The sequence below is a fragment of the Flexivirga sp. genome, assembly GCF_051955415.1.
Taxonomy (GTDB): domain Bacteria; phylum Actinomycetota; class Actinomycetes; order Actinomycetales; family Dermatophilaceae; genus Flexivirga.
On record NZ_JBQCGS010000052.1, the window covers coordinates 19,357 to 43,795 of the forward strand.

Genomic DNA, 24,439 nt, shown 5'->3' on the forward strand with positions numbered 1-24,439 from the left:
CCGCCGCAAAGGATTCCGCACATGATCAATCTCGAGATCCCGAAGAAGTTCGTTCCGCTCGTCAAGCAGGCGTCCGGTCTCGCCGACGAGGTCTTCCGTCCCATCAGCCGCAAGTACGACCGCGCCGAGCACGAGTACCCGCGCGAGCTCGACCTGATGTCCGCCGTCATCGACGGCCTGTCCGACTCCGGGGCGTCCCAGGGCGCCGGCGCACGCACCACCAGCGGCGGCTCCTCCGAGCCGGCCGGCGTGGGGGCCGGCTCGCGGGCCGGCAGGAGCACGCAGACGGTCAACGGCTCCAATCTGTCGTCCGTGCTGTCGATCATGCAGACCTGCCGCGGCGACGTGGGCCTGACGCTGTCGTTGCCCCGCCAGGGCCTGGGCAACGCCGCGATCGCGGCCGTCGCGAACGACGAGCAGAAGCAGCGCTACGGCAGCAAGTGGGCCGCCATGGCGATCACCGAGCCCGACACCGGCTCGGACTCCGGAGCCATCCGCACCACCGCCACCAAGGACGGCGACGAATACGTCCTGAACGGCGAGAAGATCTTCGTCACCAGTGGCGAGCGCGCCGAGCTGGTCGTCGTCTGGGCGACGCTGGACCGATCGCTCGGCAAGCGCGCGATCAAGTCCTTCGTCGTGCGCCGGGACAACCCCGGCCTGAAGCTGGTCCGCCTGGAGCACAAGCTCGGCATCCGCGCGTCGGACACGGCCGCCTTCTCGCTGGACGACTGCCGGGTGCCGGCGCAGGACCTGCTGGGCGATCCGGAGGTCCGCACCGAGGGCGGCTTCGGCGGCGCGATGCAGACCTTCGACAACACCCGCCCCCTGGTGGCCGCGATGGCGGTCGGCCTGACCCGGGCCAGCCTCGACCTGGCCACCGACCTGCTCGGCCGGGCCGGTGTCACGGCCGACCCTGCCGCTCCCCTGCACACCCAGTCGTATGCCGCCGCGCGGCTGCTGCAGATGGAGGCCGAGTACGAGTCGGCATACCTGCTGACGCTGCGTGCCGCGTGGATGGCCGACAACGGCCGGCCCAACTCGATGCAGGCGTCGATGGCCAAGGCGAAGGCCGGCCGCACCTGCGTGGACGTGGCACTCAGTTGTGTGCAACTGTGCGGCGCCACGGGATACGCGGAGACCGAACTGCTGGAGAAGTGGGCGCGAGACAGCAAGATCCTGGACATCTTCGAAGGCACCCAGCAGATTCAGCTGCTCGTCGTCGCCCGGCGGCTGCTCGAGCTCAGCTCCAGCGAGCTGAAGTAGGCCCGCCGGCGCGGCTCAGCGCGCGCTGTTGGCGCGCTGCATGGCCATCACCAGGTCGTCGCGCGCGCTCTGCGTCGAGGCGTTGTGGATCGCCGCCATCAGCGCGCGCCGGCTACGGGCGTTCTCACGGCGATCACGGATGGCACGGGCCAGGGCGGTCATGCTGGTCTCTCCTTCGAGACGAGTTGTTCGAGAACGAATTCTTCGTTATCGAAATTTTATCTCGCCGAAGACCGGCCCTCCACTCGGCATGTGGTGATTTCGAGCACACCGGGATCGGCGCGATCCCAGGCGTGTTCAGCTCACGTCCGGTCCAGGTGCGTGCGCACGATACGCAGCAGTTCCTCGGTGTCCAGACCCAGCCGGCGCACCCGGATGGCGAACTCGGCGGCTGCCGAGGCCGCCAGCGCCCGGGTGCCGTCGGCGCCGGCGGCGACCCGGGTGCCCGAGCGTCCCATCGCCTCGACCAGACCGGCGCCCTCCAGCTCGGTGTAGGCCTTGGCGACCGTGCCGGGTGCGACTCCCAGCTCGGCCGCGAGGCTCCGCACCGACGGCAACCGCTCACCCACGGTCAGCTCGCCGGTCTCGATGCGCGCCGCGACATCCGCGCAGATCTGCTGGAACGGCGGCACCGGTCCGTCGTGATCGATCGTCATCATGAGCCCATCGAACCGCCTTCGGCCGTCCCACGGTGCGACACGCGGTCCCGGGACGACGCCGCGGGACCGACGGAAACAATTTTCCTCTACTCTGCACGTACGTATCGAAGTTTCCGTAGGGTCGCACTGTTTGCGGTCCGCCCCGTCCGTCACCAAGGAGAACCATGCGCACCAGCACAGCTGCGGCCCTCGCGTCCGTCACCGCCCTCACCCTCGCCCTCGCCGGCTGCGGCGACAGTGGCGGCTCCAGCGCTTCGGGCGGCGGCAGCGGTGACACCGCCCAGGGCGGCAGCGCGAAGTCCCTGACCTTCTGGGTCATGAAGGGCACCAACCCGGACTCCTCGAAGTTCTACGCCGCCGTGAAGAAGGAGTTCACGAAGGAGACCGGCGCCACGCTCAACATCCAGGAGATCGAGTGGGCCGATGCGCATGACCGGCTGGTGCGGTCCTTCGCCGGCGGTGGCGGCCCTGACGTGTCCGAGATCGGCACCACCTGGACGCCGGAGTTCGCGGCTGCGGGCGGTCTCGCCGACATCACCCAGCAGGTCGAGGCCTCCGGCATGGGCAAGGACGAGCTCAAGGCGCTGAAGGATTCGGCGACCTACGACGGCAAGCAGTACGGCGTCGGCTGGTACGCCGGCGTGCGCGGCATCGTCTACCGCAAGGACGTCTTCGCCAAGGACGGCATCAAGGTGCCGACCAACTGGGCGGAGTTGGAGCAGGCCGTCACGACGCTGCAGGCCAAGGAGCCGAAGATGGCGGCGATGCCGATCGCCGGCGGTTCGCAGTACGCCGCAGCGCCGTTCATCTGGGGAGCGGGAGGCGACTTCGCCACCAAGTCCGGCAACACGTGGAAGGGTGCGCTGGACTCGACGGCCTCGCGGGAGGGCCTGAAGTTCTACACCGGGCTGGCCCTCAAGGACGGATCGTCCACCACCGCGGCCTCCACCTGGAAGGAGACCGACCTGCTGGATGCCTTCGCGAAGAACAAGGCGGCGATGGTCATCCAGGGCAACTGGACGCCCAAGACCGCCCTCGAGCAGAACCCGGACCTCAAGGGCAAGATCGGCGCGTTCGCGATCCCGGGCAAGGACGGTGGCGTCGCGCCGGCGTTCCTCGGCGGCTCCAACCTGTCGGTGATGGCCACCAGCAAGAAGAAGGACCTCGCCTGGAAGTTCATCCAGCTGATGACCACCGGCACGCTGGCCAAGACCTGGGCCGACCAGACCGGCTACTTCCCGACGACCAAGACCGCCCTGCAGCCGTATGTCGACAGCTCCGACACGCTCGTCGCACCGTTCGCGACCGCGATGCTCAAGGGTGGCCGCAACGTGCCGAGTGCACCGCAGTGGGGCACCGTGGAGGGCAACAAGACGATCACCGCGATGCTGCAGTCGATCCTGACCGGCACCTCGGTCGAGTCCGCCACCACGAAGGCGTCGGCGGCGATCACCTCCACGCTCAACGCCCAGAGCTGACCCGCGACCGATCAGTCGCCTACCGCCCACCGTCCGTCCTCTGAAGAAACCCGATACGTGCCCTCTTCCAAGTCACGACCCTGGCTGCTGCTGGCCGGCCCGCTGATCGTCATCGCCGGACTGCTCCTCTACCCGATCGTCCGGGTCACGGTGCTGTCCTTCCAGCGTTACAACCTGCGCGAGGTGATCAGCGGGCACCCGGTCAACATCGGCTTCGGCAACTACGAACAGATCTTCTCCGGGGCGCCGGGGCTGCCCGCGTCCTACCTGTGGACCACGATCCTGCCCAACACCGTCGTGTTCGCGGCACTCGCGGTCCTGTCCACCATCGTGCTCGGCACCCTGGTGGCGTTGCTGCTGGTCAATGTCGGCCCGAAGGTGCGAGCGCTGGTCATCGGCTCGATCCTCATCGCGTGGGCCATTCCCGCCGTCTCGGACACCTATGTGTGGAAGTGGATCTTCGCGCCGGACGACGGGGTGGTGAAGCACGGGCTGGAATGGCTCGGGCTGATCGGCCCCGAGGGGCACAACTGGTTCACCGACCGCTGGTCGTTCTACGGGATCGTGCTGCTCAACGTCGTGCACCACAGCTTCCCCTTCGTGGCGGTCACCCTCTTCGCCGGCATGCTCACCGTGCCGACCGAACTGCACGAAGCAGCGAAGATCGACGGTGCGTCGTCGTGGCGGCGGTTCTGGTCGATCACGGTGCCGTTGCTGCGGCCGGTGTTCGCGGTGGTGACCATCCTGTCGACGATCTGGGACTTCAAGGTCTTCACTCAGATCTATCTGCTGCCCGGCGGTGACGGCAGCAACCCTGACCTGTTCAATCTCGGCGTCTGGTCCTACGTGTCGTCGATCAACCAGACCAAGTACGGCCTCGGTGCGGCGATCGCCGTGCTGCTCACGATCGTGCTGCTGGTGATCACGCTGATCTACCTGCGCGTGCTGTTCAAGGAGGAGGACGCATGATGCGGACCAACTCACCCCTGCGCCCGATCGGCAAGACGATCGCCGTCGTCGCGCTGCTGCTGTTCACACTGTTCCCCGTCTACTTCATGCTCAGCACGGCGTTCAACGCCCGCAACGGTTCCGGCACGGACAACCTGGTGCCTGAACACGTCACCTTCGACAACTTCATCCGGGTGTTCTCGCAGAACCACTTCGGCCGTTACCTGCTCAACTCCGCCATCGTCACCGTCGCGGTCGTGGTGATCTCCGGGGCGCTGGCGCTGCTGGGCGCCGTGGCGATGGCGCGGTTCCGCTTCCGGTTCCGGTCCACCATGCTGGTGCTCATCCTGGTGGTGCAGATGCTGCCGGCCGAGGCTCTCGTCATACCGCTGTTCCTGCAGATGAAGGACTGGCGGATGCTCAACTCGCTGCTCGGGCTGATCCTCGTCTACATCGCGTTCTCACTGCCGTTCGCCATCTGGAACCTGCGCGGCTTCGTGGCGGCAGTCCCCCGCGAACTGGAGGAGGCGGCCTACCTCGACGGCTGCGGCTGGTGGCGGATGTTCCGGTCCATCCTGCTGCCGCTGGTGGTGCCGGGCCTGGTGGCCACCTCGGCGTTCTCCTTCGTGATGGCCTGGGAGGAGTTCATGTTCGCCAACACCTTCCTCGCCAAGGACAGCGTGCTGACGGTCGGGGTCGGCCTCCAGCACTTCTCGACCGCGCACACGAATGACTGGGGCGGCCTCATGGCGGCCTCCACAGTGGTTACGCTGCCCGTCGTGATCGTCTTCGTGCTCGCCCAGCGGCGCCTGGGCGCCGGTCTCGTGTCCGGCGCCGTCAAATGAACCGCCCCCGCACGGGAACCGACCCCTCGGTCGACCGACTGGTCCACGGGGTCCTGCAGCCGGGATTCGCCGGGGCGCAACGGCCGCCGCGCTGGCTGGGCGACGCCGTGCAGCGCGGGCTCGGCGGCGTCGTCTACTTCAGCCACAACATCGGTGATGTCGCAACGACCGCGCAGCTGTCTCGGCAGCTGCACGAGCTGGGCGAGGTGCTCGTCGCCACTGACGAGGAGGGCGGCATCGTCAGCCGGCTCGGCGCGCGTGGTGGCTCGCCCCACGTCGGCGCTGCCATGCTCGGCCGGGTCGACGACGCCGACGCCACGCGCGCCGTGGGCGCCGCGATCGGTGCCGACCTGCGCGCGTCAGGCATCGACATCGACCTGGCACCGGTCGTGGACGTCAACAGCAACCCGGACAACCCGGTCATCGGCGTACGGTCCTTCGGGTCCACCGCGCCGCTGGTCTCCCGGCACGCGGTGGCGTATGCCGAGGGCCTGCAATCCGTCGGTGTCGCCGCCACGGCCAAGCATTTCCCCGGACACGGTGACACAGCGGTGGACTCGCACGTCGGCCTCCCACGCGTCGACGCACCGCTGGAACTCCTGCGCGAGCGAGAGCTGGCACCGTTCGCCGCCGCCGTGCGCGCGGGTGTCCGGTGCGTGATGACCGCCCACGTCATCGTGCCCGCGCTCGACCCGTCCCGGCCGGCCACGATCAGTCCGGCCGTCCTGTCGATGCTGCGCGACGAACTCGGTTTCGGCGGGGTCGTCATGACCGATGCCCTGGACATGGGAGCCATCAGCGACACCATCGGCCTCGGCGAGGGGTGCGTGCAGGCGGTCCTCGCGGGCGCAGACCTGTTGGGCCTGGGCAATCCGGTGCTCGGAGCCGACCGCCCGGACAAGGACGAGCGGATCTTCACCGAGGCGCATTCCGCCCTCTCGGCTGCCGTGGCGGAGGGCCGTCTGCCCGTCGCGCGGCTCGAGGAGGCCGCGCATCGCGTCCGTGCGCTGCGCGACTGGCAGCGCACGCGACCCGCGACCGGCCCCACGGCTTCGCAGCCCGACGGCGCGGCCGACCGGTCCGTGGCCCGGCGGGCCCTGGCCACCCGCGGCACGATCTGCCTGCCGGCGACTCCGCTGCAGGTGGTCGACGTCCGACGCCGGCGCAACGTCGCCGCAGGCGCACTGCCTGCGCTCACCGTCGGCGCGGTGCTCGACTCCGCGCCCGGTTCTTGCCTGACGTCCGCCTTCGTGCTGCCCGACGCGGTCGAGGGGCACGCCGACGCCGCCGACGGCCCGGCCGCGTTGACCGTGCGCCCGGATCTTCCGACCGCCGACGTCGTGGTCACCGGTTCGCCGGGCCAGGACCGCGCCGAGGACGAGCAGTTGCAGCGCTGTCTGCAGCGCAACCCGGACGCACTGGTCGTCGTCGTCGGCTACGCCGACGGCACCGAGGAGTTGTCCGGCGCCCGCCGCGTGCTGTGGACCTTCGGCGACAGCCTGCCAACCGCTGCCGCGGTCGCCGAGTTGCTGCGCCGCTGAACGACTTTCGCCGCGCTCACGCGCGGTGCGACTCGACCGTCCGGCGGACCGCGTCAGCCACCGCGGGTGCGACGGCGGCGTCGAAGACGCTCGGGACGATGTAACTGGCGTTGAGCTCGTCCGGCCCGACCGAGTCGGCGATCGCGCGCGCGGCGGCGACCAGCAACTCGGTGCTGATCTTGTGTGCGGAGGCGTCCAGCAGTCCGCGGAAGAGGCCCGGGAACGCCAGCACATTGTTGATCTGGTTGGGGAAATCGCTGCGTCCGGTCGCGACGACGGCGGCGTGCTTGGCGGCTTCCGCGGCCGGGATCTCCGGGTCCGGGTTGGCCAGCGCGAAGACGATCGAGTCCTCGGCCATCGCGGCGATTTCCTTCTCCCCCAGGATGTTCGGTCCGGAGACCCCGATGAACACGTCGGCGCCGACCAGCGCCTCGGCCAGCGTGCCGGTCACCTCGCGAGGATTGGTGTGCTCGGCGATCCACTGCCGGTGCTCGTCCTGGTAGCTCTCGCCGCGGTGGATCGCCCCCGCGCGGCTGCAGCCGACGATGTCGGAGGCACCCTGTGCACCCAGCAGCTTGATGATCGCGTGGCCGGCAGCGCCGACACCCGACACGACGATCCGCACGTCCTCGATCTTCTTGTTCACCACGCGCAGGGCATTGATCAGCGCGGCCAGCACCACGATCGCGGTGCCGTGCTGGTCGTCGTGGAAGACCGGGATGTCCAACTCCTCCCGCAGCCGCCGCTCGATCTCGAAACAGCGGGGCGCGGAGATGTCCTCCAGGTTGACGCCGCCGTAGACCGGAGCGAGCGCCTTGACGATGGAGACGATCTCATCGGAATCGGTCGTGGCCAGGCAGACCGGCCAGGCGTCGACGTTCGCGAACTGCTTGAAGAGCGCGGCCTTGCCCTCCATCACCGGCAACGCGGCCTCGGGGCCGAGGTCGCCGAGTCCCAGGACCGCGGTGCCGTCGGTCACCACCGCGACGGTGTTGCGCTTGACGGTCAGCCGGCGGGCGTCCTCCGGGTTGTTCGCGATCGCCATACAGACACGTGCCACACCCGGGGTATAGGCGCGCGACAGGTCGTCACGGGTGCGCAGCTCGACCTTCGGCTCCACCGACAGCTTGCCGCCGATATGCATCAGGAACGTCCGGTCACTGACCTTGCGGACGTCGTATCCGCCTGCGTCGACGAGCGATTCGCGAATCCGCTCCGCGTGATGTTCATCGGCCGTGTCGCAGGTGACGTCCACCACCAGGCCGTCGGGCGTCGACTCCGTCACGTCCAGCGCGGTCACCGAGGCGCCCGCGGCGGCGACCGCCGATGCCAGGTCGCTCGCGGTGCGTCGTCCCGGGGTGAGACCGACGCGCAGGGTCACCGAGTATCCGGGGCTGGTGTGAGTCATGAACCTCTCCGTTCTGTCGCGATGACGGCGGCGCCGCCGGAATTTCGTCGCAGTATGCCGCATGCCTCCACATCGGACGCGGACGCGACGGCAATGCGGACAGCACCCTTGACGGGATGTGACCCATCTTGGCACACTTTCATTATTCGATATTTTAATTCCGTATTACGAAACTTGAAGGAAGGCCACCGGCATGACTCGGCACACCGTGAACGCCTCGATCCTGCTGACCGACCACCCCTTGCTCGAGCGGCCGGCCGCGGCCCGGGAGGCCGGCTTCGACGCCGTCGAGTTCTGGTGGCCCTGGCCGGAGACCGCCACCCCGTCGGCGGCGCAGGTCGAGGAGTTCGTGCAGGCCGTCGAGGGCGCCGGCGTGCAGCTCACCGGGCTCAACTTCTTCGCCGGTGACATGCCGGCCGGCGAGCGCGGAGTGGTCAACGACCCGGAGCGCCGGGACGAGTTCCGCGCGAATGTCGCCATCGTGGTCGAGATCGGTAAGCGGCTGGGCTGCAAGCACTTCAACGCGCTCTACGGCCTGCACGCCGACGGCCGTGACGCCCACACCGAGGCCGCCACCGCCCGCGACAACTTGACGTATGCCGCGAATGCGGTCGCGGAGATCGGCGGCACGGTCCTGCTCGAGCCGGTCTCCGGTGCGCCGGGATACCCGTTGAAGACGGCTGCCGACGCGCTCGCCGTCATCGACTCGCTCGACGTCGGCAACGTCCGCCTGCTCGCCGACTTCTACCACCTGGTGGTCAACGGCGACGACGTCGCGAAGGTCATCGCCAACCACGCCGAGGACTTCGGCCACATCCAGATCGCCGACTCCCCCGGCCGCGGAGCACCGGGCACCGGAGAGCTGCCACTGCAGGAGTGGATCGCAGCCGCACAGCAGGGGGGTTACGACGGGCCGATCGGCCTGGAATACCTCGCCGGCGACAGCGACCCCTTCGCCTGGCACAACTCAGCCCGAACAGACGCCGAAACCGCTTGATCGCCATACTTTTTCGAAGGAGCCATTCATGAGCAACACCACATCGGTCGCCGTCATCGGCCTGGGCATCATGGGCGCGCCCATGGCGGCCAACCTGGTCAAGGCCGGCTACCAGGTGACCGGCTACAACCGCAGCCAGGAGCCCATCGACACGCTCGTCGCGGCCGGCGGCAAGGGCGCGTCCTCGGTCGCCGAGGCGGTCCGTGAGGCCGACGTCATCCTCACCATGGTGCCCGACTCCCCCGACGTCGCCGCCGTTGCGCGGGGCACCGAGGACGAGCCCGGCCTGATCGCCTCCGCCAAGCAGGGCGCCATCTGGGTCGACTGCTCGACGATCCGGCCGGACGTCGCCCGCGAGGTCGCCGACGAGGCGAGGGCCGCCGGCCTGAAGCCGCTGGACGGGCCGGTGTCCGGTGGTGAGGCCGGTGCCGTCGAGGGCACGCTGTCGATCATGGTCGGCGGCGACGCTGCCGACCTGGAGGCAGTGCGCCAGGTCCTGGAGACCGTCGGCAGCACCGTGGTCCATGTCGGTCCGAGCGGCTCGGGACAGACGGTCAAGGCCGCCAACCAGCTGATCGTGGCGGGCACCATCGAGCTGGTCGCCGAGGCGCTGGTCTTCCTGGAGGCGTACGACGTCGACACGACGGCGGCCGTCGAGGTGCTCGCCGGTGGACTCGCCGGCAACCGGATCCTGGACCGCAAGGCCGCCTCGATGATCAAGCGCGAGTTCCAGCCCGGCTTCCGCATCGACCTGCACCACAAGGACATGGGCATCGTCCTGGACTCCGCGCGCGCCGCCGGGGTCGCCATACCTCTCGGCGCGCAGACCGCCCAGCTCGTGCAGGACCTGCGCAACCTGGGCCACGGCGGCCTCGACCACTCCGCGCTGCTGCTCCTGGTCGAGCAGTTGTCGGGCCGCAGCAACACGAACGAAGGTGACGCGAAATGACCCGCATGCAGGCAGTTGACGCAGCCGTCCTGATCATGGAAAAGGAAGGTGCGACACAGACTTTCGGTCTTCCCGGTGCGGCGATCAACCCGCTCTACGCCGCGATGCGCCGGCACGGCGGCATGCAGCACGTGCTGGCCCGCCACGTCGAGGCGGCCTCGCACATGGCCGAGGGATACACGCGTGCAGCACCCGGCAACATCGGTGTCTGCCTGGGCACCTCCGGTCCGGCGGGCACGGACATGATCACCGGCCTCTACTCGGCGGGCGCGGACTCGACGCCGATCCTGGCGATCACCGGTCAGGCGCCGCTCGCCAAGCTCGACAAGGAGGACTTCCAGGCCGTCGACATCGCCTCGATCGCCGCACCCGTCACCAAGTGGGCGGTCACCGTCAAGGAGGCCGCCCAGGTGCCCGGCACGTTCGCCAAGGCGTTCTGGCTGATGCGCGAGGGACGACCGGGCCCGGTGCTGATCGACCTGCCGCTGGACGTGCAGCAGGCCGAGATCGACTTCGACATCGACACCTACGAGCCTCTCCCGGTCACCCGGCCGGCCGCGACACCGGCGCAGGTGGCGAAGGTCTTCGATCTGCTGCTGGCGGCGGAGCGCCCGGTGCTGGTGGCCGGTGGTGGCATCATCAACGCCGATGCGTCCGACCGACTGGTCGAGGTGGCCGAGTTGCTCGGCATACCGGTCATTCCCACCCTGATGGGTTGGGGCGCGATCCCCGACGACCATCCGCTGCATGCGGGCATGGTCGGGCTGCAGACGGCGCACCGCTACGGCAACGAGACACTGCTGGCATCCGACTTCGTGCTCGGCATCGGCAATCGGTGGGCCAACCGGCACACCGGCGCACTGGACGTCTACCGCAACGGCCGCACGTTCGTGCACGTCGACATCGAGCCGACCCAGATCGGCCGGGTCTTCGCCCCCGACTACGGGGTGGTGTCGGACGCGGGCGCCTTCCTCGACGCGTTCCTGGCCGAGGCCCGGCGCCGGCAGGCGGACGGCCCGCTGCCGGACAACGCGGTGTGGGCCAAGGACTGCCAGCAGCGCAAGGCGACGCTGCAGCGCAAGACCCACTTCGACAACGTCCCGATCAAGCCGCAGCGGGTCTACGAGGCGATGAACGCCGCGTTCGGCCGCGAGACGACCTATGTCTCCACGATCGGGCTGTCGCAGATCGCCGGCGCACAGCTGCTGCACGTCTTCGGCCCGCGCCGCTGGATCAACTGCGGCCAGGCCGGCCCGCTCGGCTGGACGCTGCCGGCCGCGCTCGGTGTGGCCACTGCGAAGCCCGACCAGCCGGTCGTGGCGCTCTCCGGCGACTACGACTTCCAGTTCCTCATCGAGGAGCTGGCGGTCGGGGCCCAGCACAACATCGGCTACGTGCACGTGCTGGTGAACAACTCCTATCTCGGGCTGATCCGCCAATCGCAGCGTGCCTTCGACATGGACTATTACGTCTCGCTCGCCTTCGAGAACATCAACTCCCCGGAGGTCGCGGGGTATGGCGTCGACCATCTGAAGGTCGTCGAAGGGTTGGGGTGCAAGGCGATCCGGGTGCATCACCCGCAGGACTTGGAGGCGGCGTTCCGCAAGGCGAGCGCGATGGCGGCCGAGCTGCGGGTGCCCGTCGTGGTCGAGGTCATCATGGAGCGGGTCACTAACATCTCCATGGGTGCCGCCGGCATCGACACGGTCACCGAGTTCGAGGAGGTCGCGACGTCGGCGGCCGACGCACCCACCGCAATCCTGCCGATCGGGTGACCGGCCAGGCAGTTGGAGCTGATCGGAGCCTGCAGTGCGAGTGATCATCGCCCCGGACAAGTTCAAGGGGTCGCTACCCGCCGACGCCGTCGCCGAAGCACTGGCCGCCGGCCTGGCGCGGGTCGTCGATGCCGAGGCAGAGGTGGATGTCGACCTGGTGCCGATGGCGGACGGCGGCGACGGCACCGTCGAGGCCGCGCTGCGCGCGGGACACACGGCGTCGCGGCACACGGTGACCGGACCGCTGGGTGAACCGGTCGAAGCGGTCATCGCGCTGCGGGACGGCACCGCGGTCGTCGAACTGGCGGCCGCCTCCGGACTGGCGCTGCTGCCGCCGGACGGGTTGGCGCCGATGTCGGCCAGCAGTCGCGGCACGGGCGAACTCATCCGCGCCGCGCTCGACGCGGGTTGCCGCCGGATCGTGCTCGGTGTCGGCGGCAGTGCCTGCACCGACGGTGGCGCCGGCATGCTGGCCGCGCTCGGCGTCCAGTTGCTCGATGCGCACGGCCGGTCGCTGCCCGACGGCGGCGGTGCGCTGGCCGGTCTGGACCGCATCGACCTCTCCGGCTTGGACGACCGGCTCGGCCGGACCGAGATCGTGGTCGCAGTCGACGTCGACAACCCGCTGCTGGGCGACACCGGCGCCGCCGCGGTCTTCGGGCCGCAGAAGGGCGCTGCTCCGCAGCAGGTCGTCGCGCTCGACGCGGCGCTCGGCCGGTTCGTCGACGTGCTGACGGCGACCGACGGCGACCGGATCCGCGCGGCCGCACTGACACCCGGCGCCGGAGCGGCCGGCGGGGTCGGGTTCGCCGCGCTGGCGGTGCTGCACGCGGCCGCGCGGCCGGGTCTGGAGCTCGTCGCGGAACTCGTCGGCCTGGCCGACCGGGTGCGCGACGCCGATCTGGTGATCACCGGCGAGGGCAGCCTCGACCTCCAGAGCCTGGCGGGCAAGACGCCGGTCGGCGTGGCACGCATCGCCCGTGCCGCGGGCGTGCCGGTCGTGGTCGCCGCCTGCGGGGTGAATCAACTGACCAGGGAGCAGGCGCACCGCGGCGGCTTCGACGCCGTATGGGCGCTGACGGACCTGGAGCCCGATCCGGCTCGCAGCATCGCCGGTGCTGCGAGACTGCTGACCGAGGTCGGCGAGCAGATCGGCCGGTGGGCGACTCCGGCTGCGTCGCGCGCCGTCCTCAGCCCTGACCTACCGAAGGAGAGCCGATGACCGACACCACCTCGCTCGCACCGGTCAACCAGCCGGACACCGTGCGCCAGCAGATCGCCGATCACCTTGCGGCGCACGGGGATCCGCGGACCGAGGCGCCCGATGCCGCGACGACGACCTCGCCGGGGGCGCTCGAGCTGGTCATCCGCGGTGCCCGGGTGCTCACCCCCGACGGTGAGGCGCCGCGCGAGGTCGGCATCGCCGGCGGCCGCATCACCGCGGTGGAGCCGCTGGGGACCGGTTTGCAGGCGCCCCGGGTGATCACCCTCGACAGTGACGAGGTGCTCATGCCCGGTGTGGTGGACGCACACGTGCACGTCAACGAGCCGGGCCGCACCGACTGGGAGGGCTTCACCACGGCCACCCGGGCCGCCGCCGCCGGCGGCGTCACCACCGTCATCGACAAGCCGCTCAACGCGATCCCGTCGACCGTGACGCCGGAGGCACTGGAGTTCAAGCAGCTGGTCGCCACCGGTCAGACCTTCGTCGACGTCGGCTTCTGGGGTGGCGCCGTGCCGGGCAACCGGGACTACCTGCGCGCACTGCACGACGCGGGCGTCTTCGGTTTCAAGTGCTTCCTGCTCGACTCGGGCGTGGACGAATACCCGCCACTGACACCGGATGCGCTGGAGGACTACCTGACGACGGTGGCGGAGTTCGACGGTCTGATGATCGTTCACGCCGAGGATGCCGAATCCATTGCCCACGCCCCGGAACCGCACGGCGGGCGCTTCGCCGACTTCCTCGCGTCCCGGCCGCGCGAGGCGGAGAACCTCGCGATCGCCGAGGTCGTCGAGCGCACCCGGCGCACCGGCGCTCGGGCGCACATCCTGCACCTGTCCTCCTCCGACGCCCTGCCGATCCTGCGCGCCGCCAAGGAGGACGGGATCGACATCACCGCGGAGACCTGCCCGCACTACCTGACGCTGCTGGCCGAGGACGTGCCGAACGGTGGTACGGCATACAAATGCTGTCCGCCGATCCGGGAGTCGGCCAACCAGGATCTGCTGTGGCAGGCGCTGGCCGACGGGACGATCGACTACATCGCCTCCGATCACTCCCCGTCGACGGTCGAGCTGAAGGATCTCGAGCGGGGCGACTTCGGCGTCGCGTGGGGCGGGATCGCCTCGGTGCAGGTGGCGCTGCCGGCCGTGTGGACCGAGGCACGCCGGCGCGGCATCGACCTGGCCACGGTCTCCACCTGGATGTCGTCGCGTCCTGCTGAGCGGATCGGCCTGCAGCGCAAGGGAAAGGTCGCCGTCGGGTATGACGCCGACCTGGCGGTCTTCGCGCCGCAGGAGGAGTTCGTCGTGGACGCGGCACAGCTGCACCACAAGAATCCCGTGTCGGCATACGACGGCCGGCGTCTGGCCGGTGTCGTCCGGCGCACCCTGGTGCGTGGCGAGGACGTCGACGGGCAGCGACCGGGCGGCCGGCTGCTCGTGCGCGGCAAGGATTGAGGGCGGGCAGCGCGGTGGCCACCGGGTCAGGCGATGTGGGCCAGGTCGCTCGCCCGCACCGGGAAGCGCAGCGGCCGGCCCGCGGCGAGCCGCTCCACCTCCTCGACCGCGGTCCGACCCAGCCGCAGCACCTCGTTGCCCATCGAGCCCGCGATGTGCGGGGTGACCACGACGTTCGGCATCCGGAACAGCGGGCTGTCGGCCGGCAGCGGCTCCGGGTCGGTCACGTCCAGGTAGGCGTCCAGCCGTCCGGACCCGGCATGACGCTCCATGGCAGCGGTGTCGACGAGGCTGCCGCGTGCGGTGTTGATCAGCACCGAGCCGTCCCGCATGAGCTCCAGCGCCCGCTCGTCGATCAGGTGACGGGTCTGCGGGGTCTCCGGCGCGTGCAGCGTCACGATGTGGCTGCGCCGCAGCAGGTCCGGCAACTCGACCAGTTCGGCGCCGACCTGCCGGGCCGCGTCCTCGTCCAGGAACGGATCGCTGACCAGCACCGTGACGTCGAGAGCCCGCAGCAGGTCGATCACCCGTCGACCGATCCGCGATGCGCCGACCACGCCGACGGTGCAGCCGTAGCTGCCGTGCTCCAGCCCCACCTCGTCGCCGCTGCGTTTCCGGCCGCTCGCCCGGTATGCCGCCTGGTGTCGGGCGAACCGCTTACTGGCCAGAATCACTGTGGCCAGCGTGAATTCGGCAACCGGGACAGCGTTGGCCTCCGCGGCCGTCGAGACCTGGACACCGGCGTCCCAGACGGCGAGATCCAGGAATCCCTTGACCGAGCCGGCGGAGTGCACGACCGCGCGCAACCGCGGCAGCCGCCGGAGCACGTCCCGGTCGACCACCGGTGCGCCCCAGCCGGTGATCAACACCTCGACCTCCGGCAGCCACGGCTGCGTGGCGGAGTCGAAGTCATGGAGCACGCGCGGTGCGCCGGTGTCGTCGCGCACCACGGTCGCCGCCTCGGCCAGCCGCTCCAGTGCCGCCGCGTCGAACGCGGCCAGGAGCGACTCCTCCGCCATCGCGAAACACACCACCGGCCGACCGGCACTCCCAGTTGGCATCACGCACACTCCCTCACGTCGACCACACTCACTCGTCCTTGTCGTTCCTCACTCTCCCTCATCGATCCGACGGATCAGGAAGTTGGTTCCCATGCGGTTGCTTCGTGTCGGCCCGCCGGGCGCTGAACGGCCCTGCGCCCTACTGGCCGACGGCACGGCGTGCGATCTGTCGTCCGTCGTGCCGGACCTGGACCACCACACCCTCGGTGCCGCCTCGCTCGAGCGTCTGTCGACCGCGGTGGCGGGTGGCACGCTGCCGACGGTCGACCTGACCGGCCAGCGCATCGGCCCACCGGTCGCCCGCCCCGGAAAGGTGGTCTGCATCGGTCTCAACTACCGCGACCACGCGCGTGAGACGGGCGCGGGCATCCCGGCCGAACCGATCGTCTTCCTGAAGGATCCGTGGACCGTCGTCGGACCGAACGACGCCGTGCCGATCCCGCGGGACAGCAGCAGCACCGACTTCGAGGCGGAGCTCGCCGTCGTCATCGGCAGCACGGCCCGCTATCTGCGCACCCCGGCGGACGCCGCCGAACACATCGCCGGCTATGCACTGTCCCACGACGTCTCCGAGCGCGAGTTCCAGTTGGAGCGCGGCGGCGGGCAGTGGGACAAGGGCAAGAGCTGCGAGGGGTTCAATCCGCTCGGTCCGTGGTTGGTGACGCCCGACGAGTTCGATCCGTCGTCTGCCCGGATCCGACTGTGGGTCAACGGCGTCGGGCGCCAGGACGGCAACACCGATCAGATGATCTTCGACGTGCCGACCCTCGTGCACCATCTCAGCCAGTTCATGGTGCTGCACCCCGGCGACGTGATCAGCACGGGCACGCCTGCCGGCGTCGCCCTGGGTGCGCCGGAGCCCAAGCCCTACCTGCGTGCCGGTGACGTCGTGGAAGCCGAGATCGAGGGACTCGGACGGATGCGGCAGGTCTTCCACCAGGCCTGATCCGCCTCGTCATACCAACAGCAAGAGCCCGGCCGATGGCCGGGCTCTTGCTCTGGGTGGGTGGAGCATAGGGGATTCGAACCCCTGACCTCTTCCATGCCATGGAAGCGCGCTACCAACTGCGCCAATGCCCCGTAGTGGGTTGTCCTCCGGGAGAACCGGCGACCGACATACTGTAGCCAGCCGGAGGCGGCTGCACCAAATCGGGCCGGTGCCGCGTGCTCAGCCGCGGTGATCCTGCCGTTTGCGGACGTAAACCTGCCGCCGCACGTGCGCCACGACGGTGCCGTCGTCGAGCGTCAGATCGGTCTCGAACCAGCGCAGCACCTTCTGCCCGGACTCGGCCGCGGCCCGCACCTCCTCGGCCACCTCACGGGGCACTTCGAAGCGCCCGTGCACGGTCGAGGTGCCGGGGCTGAGGTAGTCGATCTCCGCCTTCGTGTCCCAGACGTAGTAGCCCTTGCCGAGCTGGTTCCACAGCAGCAGCGCGAAGAACGCGTCCGACATCGACCCGATCGAGCCGCCGAACGCGGTCCCCTGCTGGTTGCGGTTGAACCGGTTGAGGCGCAACTCGGTGCGGCAGACCGTCCAGTCGTCGGAGAATTCGCGCACCCGGATGCCGGCGCCGAGCAGCGGCGGGTAGAGGGACATCCCACGCGCCATCCAGCGCGGTGGGATCGTCCGGCGCCCGCCGAATCTGGACGACTTCGTGGTGGCGCCGGTGGTCTTGGTGCCGCTCATCGCGACCTCGCTCCTTGCGTCGTGAGTGGTGCTCGTCGCAGGTTCCAGCCGGCGATCTGCCAGCGGTCCCCGTGCTCGGCCAGTTGCGCCCAGTGGCAGTTGCCCATGCCCTGGAACGACTGCAACGCGATCTGCTGCGGTATGCCGCACAGCGACGCGCACAACACGCGTGCGGCGAAGCCGTGGGTGGCCACGACGACGGTCTCCCCCGGTGTCATCGTGGCGATGACGTCGCGGGCTGCCGCGGTGGTGCGCTGGGCGACGTCGGCCATCGTCTCGCCGGTGCCGCCACGTGGCACGTCCTCGCCGGCGCTGATGCGGTCCAGCAGGTCGGCGTCGCGGTCGCGGATCTCGGCGGTGGTCAGCTCGGCCCAGCTGCCCACGTCGACCTCCCGGAAGCGCCGGTCGAAGGACAACGGTATGCCGCTCACCGACGCCAGCGCCCGAGCCGTGTCGGCGGCCCGGCTCAGGTCGGATGCGACGATGCGGGAAACATCTTGCTGCGCAAGCGATTCGGCGGCATACGCGGCCTGCCGCCGACCACGCTCGGAGAGCGGGGCGTCGAACTGGCCCTGCCACCTGCCGGCGGCGTTGTAGGTGGTCTCACCGTGGCGCCATACGAGCAAGCGACGCGGCGCCGGTGCGCTCACTGCTGGGTGAGGTCGATCGTCGGGCAGTCGCGCCAGAGGCGTTCGAGAGCGTAGAACTCCCGCTCCTCGTCGTGCTGCACGTGCACGATGATGTCGTCGAAGTCCATCAGGACCCACCGGTCGTCACGGCCGCCCTCCCGCCGGATCGGCTTGCTGCCCAACTCGTGCAGCCGCTCCTCGATGGCGTCGACGATCGCGGAGACCTGGCGTTCGGTCTCACCGGAGACGACGAGGAAGACGTCGGTCAGCCCCAGTTGGTCGCTGACGTCGATCGCGACGACCGAGGTCGCCAGCTTGTCCTCCGCCGCGGCGGCTGCGGCCCTGGCCAGGTCGATGGCCCGTGCGGTCGCGGTCACCCTCACGCCTCCTTCATTGCGCCGGCTTCCGGCTTGTAGAGCTGATACTTGCCGATGTACTGCACGACGCCGTCCGGAACGAGATACCAGACCGGCTCGTCGTCGACGACGCGTTGCCGGCAGTCGGTCGAACTGATCGCCATGGCAGGCACTTCCATCAACCGCACATGGTCGCGCGGCAGCCCCTTGTCGGACAACACGTGGCCCGGGCGCGTCACCCCGATGAACTGCGCGAGTGGCCACATCTGGTCCACGCCCCGCCAGGACAGGATCTGCGCCAGCGCGTCGGCGCCGGTGATGAAGAACAGCTCCGCGTCCGGGCGCTGTCGGCGCAGGTCCGTCAGCGTGTCGATGGTGTAGGTGGGACCGGGCCGGTCGATGTCGACCCGGCTGACGGTGAAGCGCGGGTTCGACGCGGTCGCGATCACCGTCATGAGGTAGCGGTGCTCGGCGGAGGTGACACCGCGGCCTTCCTTCTGCCACGGCTGCCCGGTCGGCACGAACACCACCTCGTCGAGGTCGAGACGGGCCTGCACCTCACTGGCTGCAACCAGGTGGCCGTGGTGGATGGGGTCGAACGTGCCGCCCATCACCCCCAGCCGGATGGTCAGTGCTCCTTCTCCCCTTCGGCACCGTCGCGCTGGTCGGCGGCGGTGTTGCGGAAGGTCCACAGGATGCCCAGCAGCAGCAGGAACACGGCGAACGCGATCAAGCCGTAGAGGATGTGCGGCATCGGCAGGTGGTGCTCCTCCAGCTTGGGCACGGAGGAATCTGTTGCGAGCTGGACCAGGGACGACCTCATGCGCTCAGCTTATCGGGTATGGCGCGGGCCTCTCGCACCGCCGGGCGACCGGAGGACGTCGCGCTAGCGGACCTGCCCGTCGCCCTCGACGACCCATTTGGTGCTGGTCAGCTCCTGCAGACCCATCGGGCCGCGAGCGTGCAGCTTCTGGGTGGAGATGCCGATCTCGGCCCCGAAGCCGAACTCACCGCCGTCGGTGAACCGCGACGACGCGTTGACCGCGACCACCGCCGCGTCGACGCGCGCGACGAACTGGCGCGCCGCGGCGCGGTCCGCGGTGACGATCACCTCAGTGTGACCGGACCCGTAGCGGCCGATGTGCGCGATCGCCGCGTCCAGGTCGTCGACGACCGCGACGCTCAACTGCAGGTCGAGGTATTCGGTCCCGAAGTCATCTTCCGTCGCCGGTGTGTATGGCGTGCCGTGCCGACCTGCGATCTCCCCGGCGCGCTGGTCGGTGTGCAGCACGACGCCGGCGGAGGTCAGGGCGTCATACAACGCGGGCAGCACGGCGTCGGCGATGTCGCGGTGCACCAGCAGCGACTCGGCGGCGTTGCACACGCTGGGGCGGTGGGTCTTGGAGTTGACCGCGATCGCCACGGCCTGATCGAGGTCCGCGGCGGCGTCGACATACACGTGGCAGTTGCCGACCCCGGTCTCGATGACGGGCACCGTCGCACCCTGCACGACGGCCTGGATGAGTCGGTCACTGCCTCGCGGAATGACCAGATCGACCAGTCCGCGGGCGGTGATCAGCGCGTTGACGTCCTCGTGACCGCCGTCCAGCAGCTGCACGGCGTCGGCGGGAATCCCCTGCTGCGCCAGCGCTTCTCGCAGGACACCGACGATGACCCGGTTGGTGTCAGCCGCCGCCGAGCCACCGCGCAGGATCATCGCGTTGCCACTCTTGAGGCCGAGGCCCGCGGCGTCGACGGTGACGTTGGGCCGTGCCTCGTAGATCATGCCGACCACACCCATCGGCACGCGGATCTGTCGCAACTGCAGACCATTGGCCAGGGTGGAACCGCGCACGATGTCGCCCACCGGGTCCGGTAGCCCGGCGAGCTGTCGCAGCGCCTCGACGATCGCGGCCACCCGTTCGGGGTCGAGACGCAGGCGGTCCTGCAGGCCCTCGGCCATGCCGGACTCCCGGCCGCGCGCGAGGTCCGCCTCGTTGGCGGCGACGATGCGGTCGGTCGCCGCGAGCAGCGCGTCGGCGAGGGCGTGCAGCGCGGCGTCCTTGTCGGCGCGGGTCAGCACCGCGAGCCGCTGGGCGGCGACCCGGGCCGCTCCCCCTGCCCGCTCAACGCGACTCGTGGCGTCGGCACGGGTGGGCTGGTCGATCGTGTTCGTCATACGGGGTCCCCATGAAGTGTTCGGAGAAGCGTGGCGGAGGAGCAACCTCGCGGGGTGCTCATACCTTCAGGGTAGAAGCGGCCCGACCGTTCGGGTGTGGGTATTCGCGGGCCGGACACTCGATCGTCGGACGACTGTGACGGTCGTTTGCGCATTGACGGTCGCTCGCGACCGTCAGCCATGCATTCGACCGTCAGTGTCCGTCGGCGCCGGCCAGGAACTCGCGGGCACCACGCAATCGCGACCGTCGCGAGTAATGCACGCGCCACACCGGCATACCCCCACACACGTCGCGACCGTCGCGAGTTATGCACGCGCCACACCGGCATACCCCCACACACGTCGCGACCGTCGCGAGTTATGCACGGGTCAGCCTCACCGGTGCGACGCGGAGAACCGCCGCTGCTGCCGGTAGACGCCGATGAAGACGATGATGATGCCACCGATGGTCAGGTAGAGGCTGTACTTGGCCAACTGGTTGACCAGATCCTTGGCCGGCTCCCCCATCCGGTAGCCGGCATACATCCACAGGCCGCGGTAGACCAGCCCGGCGAGGAAGTCGATGAGCAGGAAGCGCCGCAACGACATGCGGGCGTCGCCGACGAACGCGTAGACGATGGAGCTGGGCAGCAACGGGATAAACCACACCAAGAAGACCGCCGGCCCGCCGAACCGCCGGGCGATGCTCTCGGCCCAGTACGCCGTCCGGGCCGCCCACTTCGAACGCGCGGCGATCATGTCGATGACACCGCGCCCCCAGAGGCGACCGGCCCACCACCACAGCCAGTCGAACTTGATCGAGGTCAGCGACGCGGCGATGATCGCCAGCCACCAGAACGGCTGGTGCTGTCCGACCCTGGCCAGCGCACCGATATCGACCATGGCGATGTTGGAGCCGCTGAAGCAGGCCAGGATGTAGTCACGTGCCGGTGCCGAGAAGTTGCCGAGGATCCACGGCCGCACCGGGATCGTCAACAGGCCGTAGGCGCCGGTGGCGATGATCAGTCCGATGCACCACATGTCGGCCCTGCCCGGCTTACCCTTCCAGGGCATCCGGGGGTCGTCCCACCATTCCTTGGTGGGTGGCTCCTGCTCCTGCGCCGCGGCCGCCAACTGCTCGGCCTGCGCCTCCGACGCAGGGATCGGCCGACTGTAGTCGCTCACGTCACCATCCTCGCTCATCGTCGTGCCCTACCGGCCAGCACCGCCAGGTGGTCGCGGTGCACGACCTCACGCTCGTATGCCGCCCCCAGCGTGCGCGCCAGCTCGTGGGTGTTGCGCCCCAGCAGCCGGGGCAGCTCCTTGGCGTCGTAGTTGACCAGGCCGCGCGCGACCACCAGACCGGACTCGTCCACCAGGTCAACGGCGTCACCCGTCGAGAAGTGCCCGGTGATCCGGCGAATACCCGCTGGCAGCAACGATTTCCCGCGCTCGGTGATCGCTGCGACCGCGCCGTCGTCGATCACCAGCCGGCCCTGCGGGGAGGTCGCGTAGCGCAACCACAATTGCCGCGCACTGGGCCGGTGCCCCTGCGGCGCGAAGATCGTGCCGACGTCCTCGCCGGCCAGCGCGGCCCCGGCCAGCGGCGCCGACGTCAGAACGGTCGGCACGCCCGCGGCGGTGGCGATCTGGGCCGCCTCGATCTTGGTCACCATGCCGCCGGTGCCGACCGCCGAACCGGTCCCTCCCACGTCCACACCGTCCAGCGACGCCTGCTCGAGCACCTCGCCGATGCGCCGGGCCCCGGGCTGCGTGGGCGGCGCGTCATACAGGGCGTCGACGTCGGACAGCAGGACCAGCGCCGAGGCATCGATGAGATGCGCGACCAGGGCGGCGAGCCGGTCGTTGTCGCCCAACAGGATCTCGTGGGTGGCGACCGTGTCGTTCTCCTTGACCACCGGCACCACGCCGAGCGCAAGCAGCCGCTCGATCGTGCGCCGGGCGTTGACGTAGTGCCCGCGCCGGGTGACGTCGTCGGCGGTGAGCAGCACCTGTCCGGCGGTCAGGCCGTGCCGCGCGAACGCCACGCTGTATGCCGCCAGCAGCGCGCCCTGTCCCACGCTGGCCGCCGCCTGCTGGGTGGCCAGGTCACGCGGACGGCGGCGCAGCCCGAGCGGGACCATGCCGGCCGCGATCGCACCGGAGGAGACCAGCACGATGTTCGCTCCGGACAGCCGACGAGCAGCCAGCGCATCGGCGAGCGCGGTGACCCGCTCCGGGTCGAGGCCGCCCTGGACGCTGGTGAGCGAACTGGAGCCGACCTTGACCACGACGGTGGCGGCCGATGCGACCGCCGCACGCAGCTGATCGGTGTCCCGATCACTCATCGCTGTCGACGACGGCGGGGTCCCGGTCGGTCCACAGCCCGGCCTTGCGCTCGGCGTCCAGCTCCTCGCGTGCCTCGCGCTGTGCGTCCTTGCGGCGATGGAACTCCAAGCGCTTCTGGGCGCGGGTGGCGCGGCCGCCATCGACGTCCAAGCGCAGGTCGGTGCCGCGGGGTCCGAGGAGTTCTGCACCGGTCGCCATCGTCGGCTCCCAGTCGAAGACCACGGCGTTGTCCGCCGGGCCGATCAGGACGGTCGAACCGGGCACCGCGCCGGCCTTGAAGAGTTCCTCCTCGACGCCGAGGCGCGCCAGCCGGTCGGCGAGGTAGCCGACTGCTTCATCGTTGGCGAAGTCGGTCTGCCGCACCCACCGGGTGGGTCGCTCACCGATGATCCGGAAGACCTCGTCGGTGCCGTGCATCTCCTTGCGGATCGTGAAACCGGAGTCGTCGACGGCCTGGGGGCGCACCACGATCCGCTGCGGGGTGATGCTGGACTCGATCTCGGCACGGGCGCGGTCGACGTGCGCGGCCAGCGAGAAGCTGAGCTCCTTGAGGCCGGTGTGCGCGACAGCGGAGACGATGTGCACCTCCAGGCCGCGGGCCTCCAGGTCGGGGCGGACGAGCTCGGCGAGTTCGCGGGCATCCGGCACATCTGCCTTGTTGAGCACGACGATGCGGGTGCGTTCCGACAGCGGCTTGCCGCCGAGGGAGTCGTCGGCGACATACTCGGCGAGCTCCTGCTCGATGACGTCCAGATCGGACAGCGGGTCGCGGCCCGGCTCGAGGGTGGCGCAGTCGACGACGTGCACCAGCACCGAGCAGCGCTCGACGTGCCGCAGGAACTCCAGCCCGAGACCCTTGCCCTGACTCGCGCCCGGGATCAGCCCCGGCACGTCGGCGATGGTGTAACGCTGCGAACCCGCAGTGACGACACCGAGGTTGGGCACCAGGGTGGTGAAGGGATAGTCGGCGATCTTCGGCTTGGCCGCCGACATCACCGACACCAGGCTGGACTTGCCGGCCGACGGGTAGCCGATCAACGCCACGTCCGCCAGGGTCTTCAACTCCAGCGTGATGTCCGACTCGTCGCCGGGCTCGCCGAGCAGCGCGAAGCCGGGCGCCTTGCGCCGCGGGGACGCCAGCGCCTTGTTGCCCAGGCCGCCGCGGCCGCCGTTCGCGGCCACGAACCGCGCACCGGCACCGATCAGGTCGGCCAGCACCTCGCCGCGGGAGTCCTTGACGACGGTGCCCTCCGGCACCGGCAGGACCAGGTCCTCGCCGTCGGCGCCGTTGCGTTCGTCACCGGCGCCGGGGCGGCCGTTCGGGGCGACGCGCTGCGGGCTGCGGTGGTATTCCAGCAGGGTGGTCGACTGCGGGTCGACCTCGAGGATCACGCTGCCGCCCTTGCCGCCGTTGCCGCCGTCGGGTCCACCGAGCGGCTTGAACTTCTCCCGGTGCACCGACGCGACGCCGTGCCCGCCGTGCCCGGCGCGCACGTGCAGGACCACTCGGTCCACGAAGTTGGTGGCCACGCGTCTCTCCTTGCGGGTTGTGTATGACGGCGGAAGGGGTGGGTGCCGTGAATATCGGGCCCACCCCCTCCCCGCGAGGGGCTGCTGGGTGGTGCTCGGAGGGTACCAGCGCCCGCCTCGG

24 protein-coding genes and 1 tRNA gene are annotated in these 24,439 nt (G+C 69.8%); 11 read left to right on the forward strand and 14 right to left on the reverse strand.

The window, feature by feature from the left end; all coding sequences use genetic code 11:
• Positions 1 to 21: 21 nt before the first annotated feature.
• The gene (locus ACTHL4_RS08935) at positions 22 to 1,266 is read left to right on the forward strand and encodes an acyl-CoA dehydrogenase family protein (protein ID WP_440282404.1); all 1,245 of its coding nucleotides are present in this window, start codon (positions 22 to 24) and stop codon (positions 1,264 to 1,266) included.
• A 15-nt stretch (positions 1,267 to 1,281) separates the two neighbouring features.
• Here the strand turns inward: ACTHL4_RS08935 and ACTHL4_RS08940 are convergent, their stop codons facing one another.
• Positions 1,282 to 1,428 (reverse strand): hypothetical protein, encoded by a 147-nt coding sequence (locus ACTHL4_RS08940; protein WP_440282405.1) that lies wholly within the window; start codon positions 1,426 to 1,428, stop codon positions 1,282 to 1,284.
• Between the two features lie 140 nt (positions 1,429 to 1,568).
• Complete coding sequence (locus ACTHL4_RS08945) at positions 1,569 to 1,925, reverse strand: GntR family transcriptional regulator (protein WP_440282406.1); 357 nt, start codon at positions 1,923 to 1,925, stop codon at positions 1,569 to 1,571.
• A gap of 164 nt (positions 1,926 to 2,089) precedes the next feature.
• Between ACTHL4_RS08945 and ACTHL4_RS08950 the strand changes: the two genes are divergently transcribed.
• Genes ACTHL4_RS08950 through ACTHL4_RS08965 form a run of 4 tightly spaced genes read left to right on the forward strand, consistent with a single transcriptional unit; the run spans position 2,090 to position 6,737 of the window.
• Positions 2,090 to 3,403: a sugar ABC transporter substrate-binding protein gene (locus ACTHL4_RS08950; protein WP_440282407.1), complete on the forward strand. Its 1,314-nt coding sequence runs from the start codon at positions 2,090 to 2,092 to the stop codon at positions 3,401 to 3,403.
• A 57-nt stretch (positions 3,404 to 3,460) separates the two neighbouring features.
• Positions 3,461 to 4,372, forward strand: coding sequence for a carbohydrate ABC transporter permease (locus tag ACTHL4_RS08955; protein WP_440282408.1), 912 nt, complete (start codon positions 3,461 to 3,463; stop codon positions 4,370 to 4,372).
• On the forward strand, positions 4,372 to 5,196 hold the full coding sequence (locus ACTHL4_RS08960) for a carbohydrate ABC transporter permease (RefSeq protein WP_440282426.1): 825 nt from the start codon (positions 4,372 to 4,374) through the stop codon (positions 5,194 to 5,196). The genes ACTHL4_RS08955 and ACTHL4_RS08960 overlap by 1 nt, the downstream gene beginning before the upstream one ends.
• The gene (locus ACTHL4_RS08965) at positions 5,193 to 6,737 is read left to right on the forward strand and encodes a glycoside hydrolase family 3 protein (protein ID WP_440282409.1); all 1,545 of its coding nucleotides are present in this window, start codon (positions 5,193 to 5,195) and stop codon (positions 6,735 to 6,737) included. The genes ACTHL4_RS08960 and ACTHL4_RS08965 overlap by 4 nt, the downstream gene beginning before the upstream one ends.
• 16 nt (positions 6,738 to 6,753) lie before the next feature.
• Here the strand turns inward: ACTHL4_RS08965 and ACTHL4_RS08970 are convergent, their stop codons facing one another.
• Complete coding sequence (locus tag ACTHL4_RS08970; protein ID WP_440282410.1) at positions 6,754 to 8,145, reverse strand: NAD(P)-dependent malic enzyme; 1,392 nt, start codon at positions 8,143 to 8,145, stop codon at positions 6,754 to 6,756.
• A 193-nt stretch (positions 8,146 to 8,338) separates the two neighbouring features.
• On the opposite strand from ACTHL4_RS08970, the gene ACTHL4_RS08975 reads away from it, so the two are divergent.
• From ACTHL4_RS08975 to allB, 5 genes are read left to right on the forward strand one after another with little or no spacing between them, the layout of a single operon-like run.
• Positions 8,339 to 9,142 (forward strand): hydroxypyruvate isomerase family protein, encoded by an 804-nt coding sequence (locus ACTHL4_RS08975; protein ID WP_440282411.1) that lies wholly within the window; start codon positions 8,339 to 8,341, stop codon positions 9,140 to 9,142.
• 28 nt (positions 9,143 to 9,170) lie between these two features.
• Positions 9,171 to 10,091, forward strand: a complete 921-nt coding sequence (locus tag ACTHL4_RS08980) for a 2-hydroxy-3-oxopropionate reductase (protein WP_440282412.1) — start codon at positions 9,171 to 9,173, stop codon at positions 10,089 to 10,091.
• The gene (gcl, locus tag ACTHL4_RS08985) at positions 10,088 to 11,866 is read left to right on the forward strand and encodes a glyoxylate carboligase (protein ID WP_440282413.1); all 1,779 of its coding nucleotides are present in this window, start codon (positions 10,088 to 10,090) and stop codon (positions 11,864 to 11,866) included. The genes ACTHL4_RS08980 and gcl overlap by 4 nt, the downstream gene beginning before the upstream one ends.
• A gap of 34 nt (positions 11,867 to 11,900) precedes the next feature.
• Positions 11,901 to 13,088: a glycerate kinase gene (locus tag ACTHL4_RS08990; protein WP_440282414.1), complete on the forward strand. Its 1,188-nt coding sequence runs from the start codon at positions 11,901 to 11,903 to the stop codon at positions 13,086 to 13,088.
• A complete protein-coding gene (gene allB, locus ACTHL4_RS08995; protein WP_440282415.1) occupies positions 13,085 to 14,548 on the forward strand; it encodes an allantoinase AllB in 1,464 nt (487 codons plus the stop codon). Before ACTHL4_RS08990 ends, allB begins: the two co-directional genes overlap by 4 nt.
• Before the next feature lie 26 nt (positions 14,549 to 14,574).
• Here the strand turns inward: allB and ACTHL4_RS09000 are convergent, their stop codons facing one another.
• Entirely contained in the window at positions 14,575 to 15,609 is a 1,035-nt protein-coding gene (locus ACTHL4_RS09000; RefSeq protein WP_440282416.1) for a hydroxyacid dehydrogenase, read from the reverse strand.
• Between the two features lie 91 nt (positions 15,610 to 15,700).
• Here ACTHL4_RS09000 and ACTHL4_RS09005 point away from each other — a divergent pair, with 91 nt between their 5' ends.
• The gene (locus tag ACTHL4_RS09005; RefSeq protein WP_440282417.1) at positions 15,701 to 16,555 is read left to right on the forward strand and encodes a fumarylacetoacetate hydrolase family protein; all 855 of its coding nucleotides are present in this window, start codon (positions 15,701 to 15,703) and stop codon (positions 16,553 to 16,555) included.
• 61 nt (positions 16,556 to 16,616) lie between these two features.
• Here ACTHL4_RS09005 and ACTHL4_RS09010 read toward each other — a convergent pair.
• The 10 genes from ACTHL4_RS09010 to obgE form a co-directional block, all read right to left on the reverse strand.
• Positions 16,617 to 16,689, reverse strand: a tRNA-Ala gene (locus tag ACTHL4_RS09010).
• 88 nt (positions 16,690 to 16,777) lie between these two features.
• On the reverse strand, positions 16,778 to 17,296 hold the full coding sequence (locus ACTHL4_RS09015; protein WP_440282418.1) for a DUF4442 domain-containing protein: 519 nt from the start codon (positions 17,294 to 17,296) through the stop codon (positions 16,778 to 16,780).
• Positions 17,293 to 17,946: a histidine phosphatase family protein gene (locus ACTHL4_RS09020; protein WP_440282419.1), complete on the reverse strand. Its 654-nt coding sequence runs from the start codon at positions 17,944 to 17,946 to the stop codon at positions 17,293 to 17,295. The genes ACTHL4_RS09015 and ACTHL4_RS09020 overlap by 4 nt, the downstream gene beginning before the upstream one ends.
• A complete protein-coding gene (gene rsfS, locus ACTHL4_RS09025; protein ID WP_440282420.1) occupies positions 17,943 to 18,302 on the reverse strand; it encodes a ribosome silencing factor in 360 nt (119 codons plus the stop codon). Before rsfS ends, ACTHL4_RS09020 begins: the two co-directional genes overlap by 4 nt.
• 2 nt (positions 18,303 to 18,304) lie before the next feature.
• Positions 18,305 to 18,907, reverse strand: coding sequence for a nicotinate-nucleotide adenylyltransferase (gene nadD / locus ACTHL4_RS09030; RefSeq protein ID WP_440282427.1), 603 nt, complete (start codon positions 18,905 to 18,907; stop codon positions 18,305 to 18,307).
• Positions 18,908 to 18,909: 2 nt separating this feature from the next.
• A complete protein-coding gene (locus ACTHL4_RS09035) occupies positions 18,910 to 19,104 on the reverse strand; it encodes a hypothetical protein (RefSeq protein ID WP_440282421.1) in 195 nt (64 codons plus the stop codon).
• Positions 19,105 to 19,167: 63 nt separating this feature from the next.
• Entirely contained in the window at positions 19,168 to 20,460 is a 1,293-nt protein-coding gene (locus ACTHL4_RS09040) for a glutamate-5-semialdehyde dehydrogenase (protein ID WP_440282422.1), read from the reverse strand.
• Between the two features lie 375 nt (positions 20,461 to 20,835).
• Entirely contained in the window at positions 20,836 to 21,624 is a 789-nt protein-coding gene (locus ACTHL4_RS09045) for a DedA family protein (protein ID WP_440282423.1), read from the reverse strand.
• Positions 21,625 to 21,638: 14 nt separating this feature from the next.
• Positions 21,639 to 22,787 carry a glutamate 5-kinase gene (gene proB, locus ACTHL4_RS09050; RefSeq protein ID WP_440282424.1) on the reverse strand — a complete coding sequence of 383 codons (1,149 nt, stop codon included), beginning with the start codon at positions 22,785 to 22,787 and terminating at the stop codon, positions 21,639 to 21,641.
• Positions 22,780 to 24,318 carry a GTPase ObgE gene (obgE, locus tag ACTHL4_RS09055; RefSeq protein WP_440282425.1) on the reverse strand — a complete coding sequence of 513 codons (1,539 nt, stop codon included), beginning with the start codon at positions 24,316 to 24,318 and terminating at the stop codon, positions 22,780 to 22,782. Before obgE ends, proB begins: the two co-directional genes overlap by 8 nt.
• Positions 24,319 to 24,439: the final 121 nt, after the last annotated feature.

Bases quoted from the DNA above. Each gene is read 5' to 3' on its own strand.
- ACTHL4_RS08935 (WP_440282404.1), top strand. From the start codon at position 22: ATGATCAATCTCGAGATCCCGAAGAAGTTCGTTCCGCTCGTCAAGCAG.
- ACTHL4_RS08940 (WP_440282405.1), bottom strand. From the start codon at position 1,428: ATGACCGCCCTGGCCCGTGCCATCCGTGATCGCCGTGAGAACGCCCGT.
- ACTHL4_RS08945 (WP_440282406.1), bottom strand. From the start codon at position 1,925: ATGATGACGATCGATCACGACGGACCGGTGCCGCCGTTCCAGCAGATC.
- ACTHL4_RS08950 (WP_440282407.1), top strand. From the start codon at position 2,090: ATGCGCACCAGCACAGCTGCGGCCCTCGCGTCCGTCACCGCCCTCACC.
- ACTHL4_RS08960 (WP_440282426.1), top strand. From the start codon at position 4,372: ATGCGGACCAACTCACCCCTGCGCCCGATCGGCAAGACGATCGCCGTC.
- ACTHL4_RS08965 (WP_440282409.1), top strand. From the start codon at position 5,193: ATGAACCGCCCCCGCACGGGAACCGACCCCTCGGTCGACCGACTGGTC.
- ACTHL4_RS08970 (WP_440282410.1), bottom strand. From the start codon at position 8,145: ATGACTCACACCAGCCCCGGATACTCGGTGACCCTGCGCGTCGGTCTC.
- ACTHL4_RS08975 (WP_440282411.1), top strand. From the start codon at position 8,339: ATGACTCGGCACACCGTGAACGCCTCGATCCTGCTGACCGACCACCCC.
- ACTHL4_RS08980 (WP_440282412.1), top strand. From the start codon at position 9,171: ATGAGCAACACCACATCGGTCGCCGTCATCGGCCTGGGCATCATGGGC.
- gcl (WP_440282413.1), top strand. From the start codon at position 10,088: ATGACCCGCATGCAGGCAGTTGACGCAGCCGTCCTGATCATGGAAAAG.
- allB (WP_440282415.1), top strand. From the start codon at position 13,085: ATGACCGACACCACCTCGCTCGCACCGGTCAACCAGCCGGACACCGTG.
- ACTHL4_RS09000 (WP_440282416.1), bottom strand. From the start codon at position 15,609: ATGCCAACTGGGAGTGCCGGTCGGCCGGTGGTGTGTTTCGCGATGGCG.
- ACTHL4_RS09005 (WP_440282417.1), top strand. From the start codon at position 15,701: ATGCGGTTGCTTCGTGTCGGCCCGCCGGGCGCTGAACGGCCCTGCGCC.
- ACTHL4_RS09015 (WP_440282418.1), bottom strand. From the start codon at position 17,296: ATGAGCGGCACCAAGACCACCGGCGCCACCACGAAGTCGTCCAGATTC.
- ACTHL4_RS09035 (WP_440282421.1), bottom strand. From the start codon at position 19,104: ATGAGGTCGTCCCTGGTCCAGCTCGCAACAGATTCCTCCGTGCCCAAG.
- ACTHL4_RS09040 (WP_440282422.1), bottom strand. From the start codon at position 20,460: ATGACGAACACGATCGACCAGCCCACCCGTGCCGACGCCACGAGTCGC.
- proB (WP_440282424.1), bottom strand. From the start codon at position 22,787: ATGAGTGATCGGGACACCGATCAGCTGCGTGCGGCGGTCGCATCGGCC.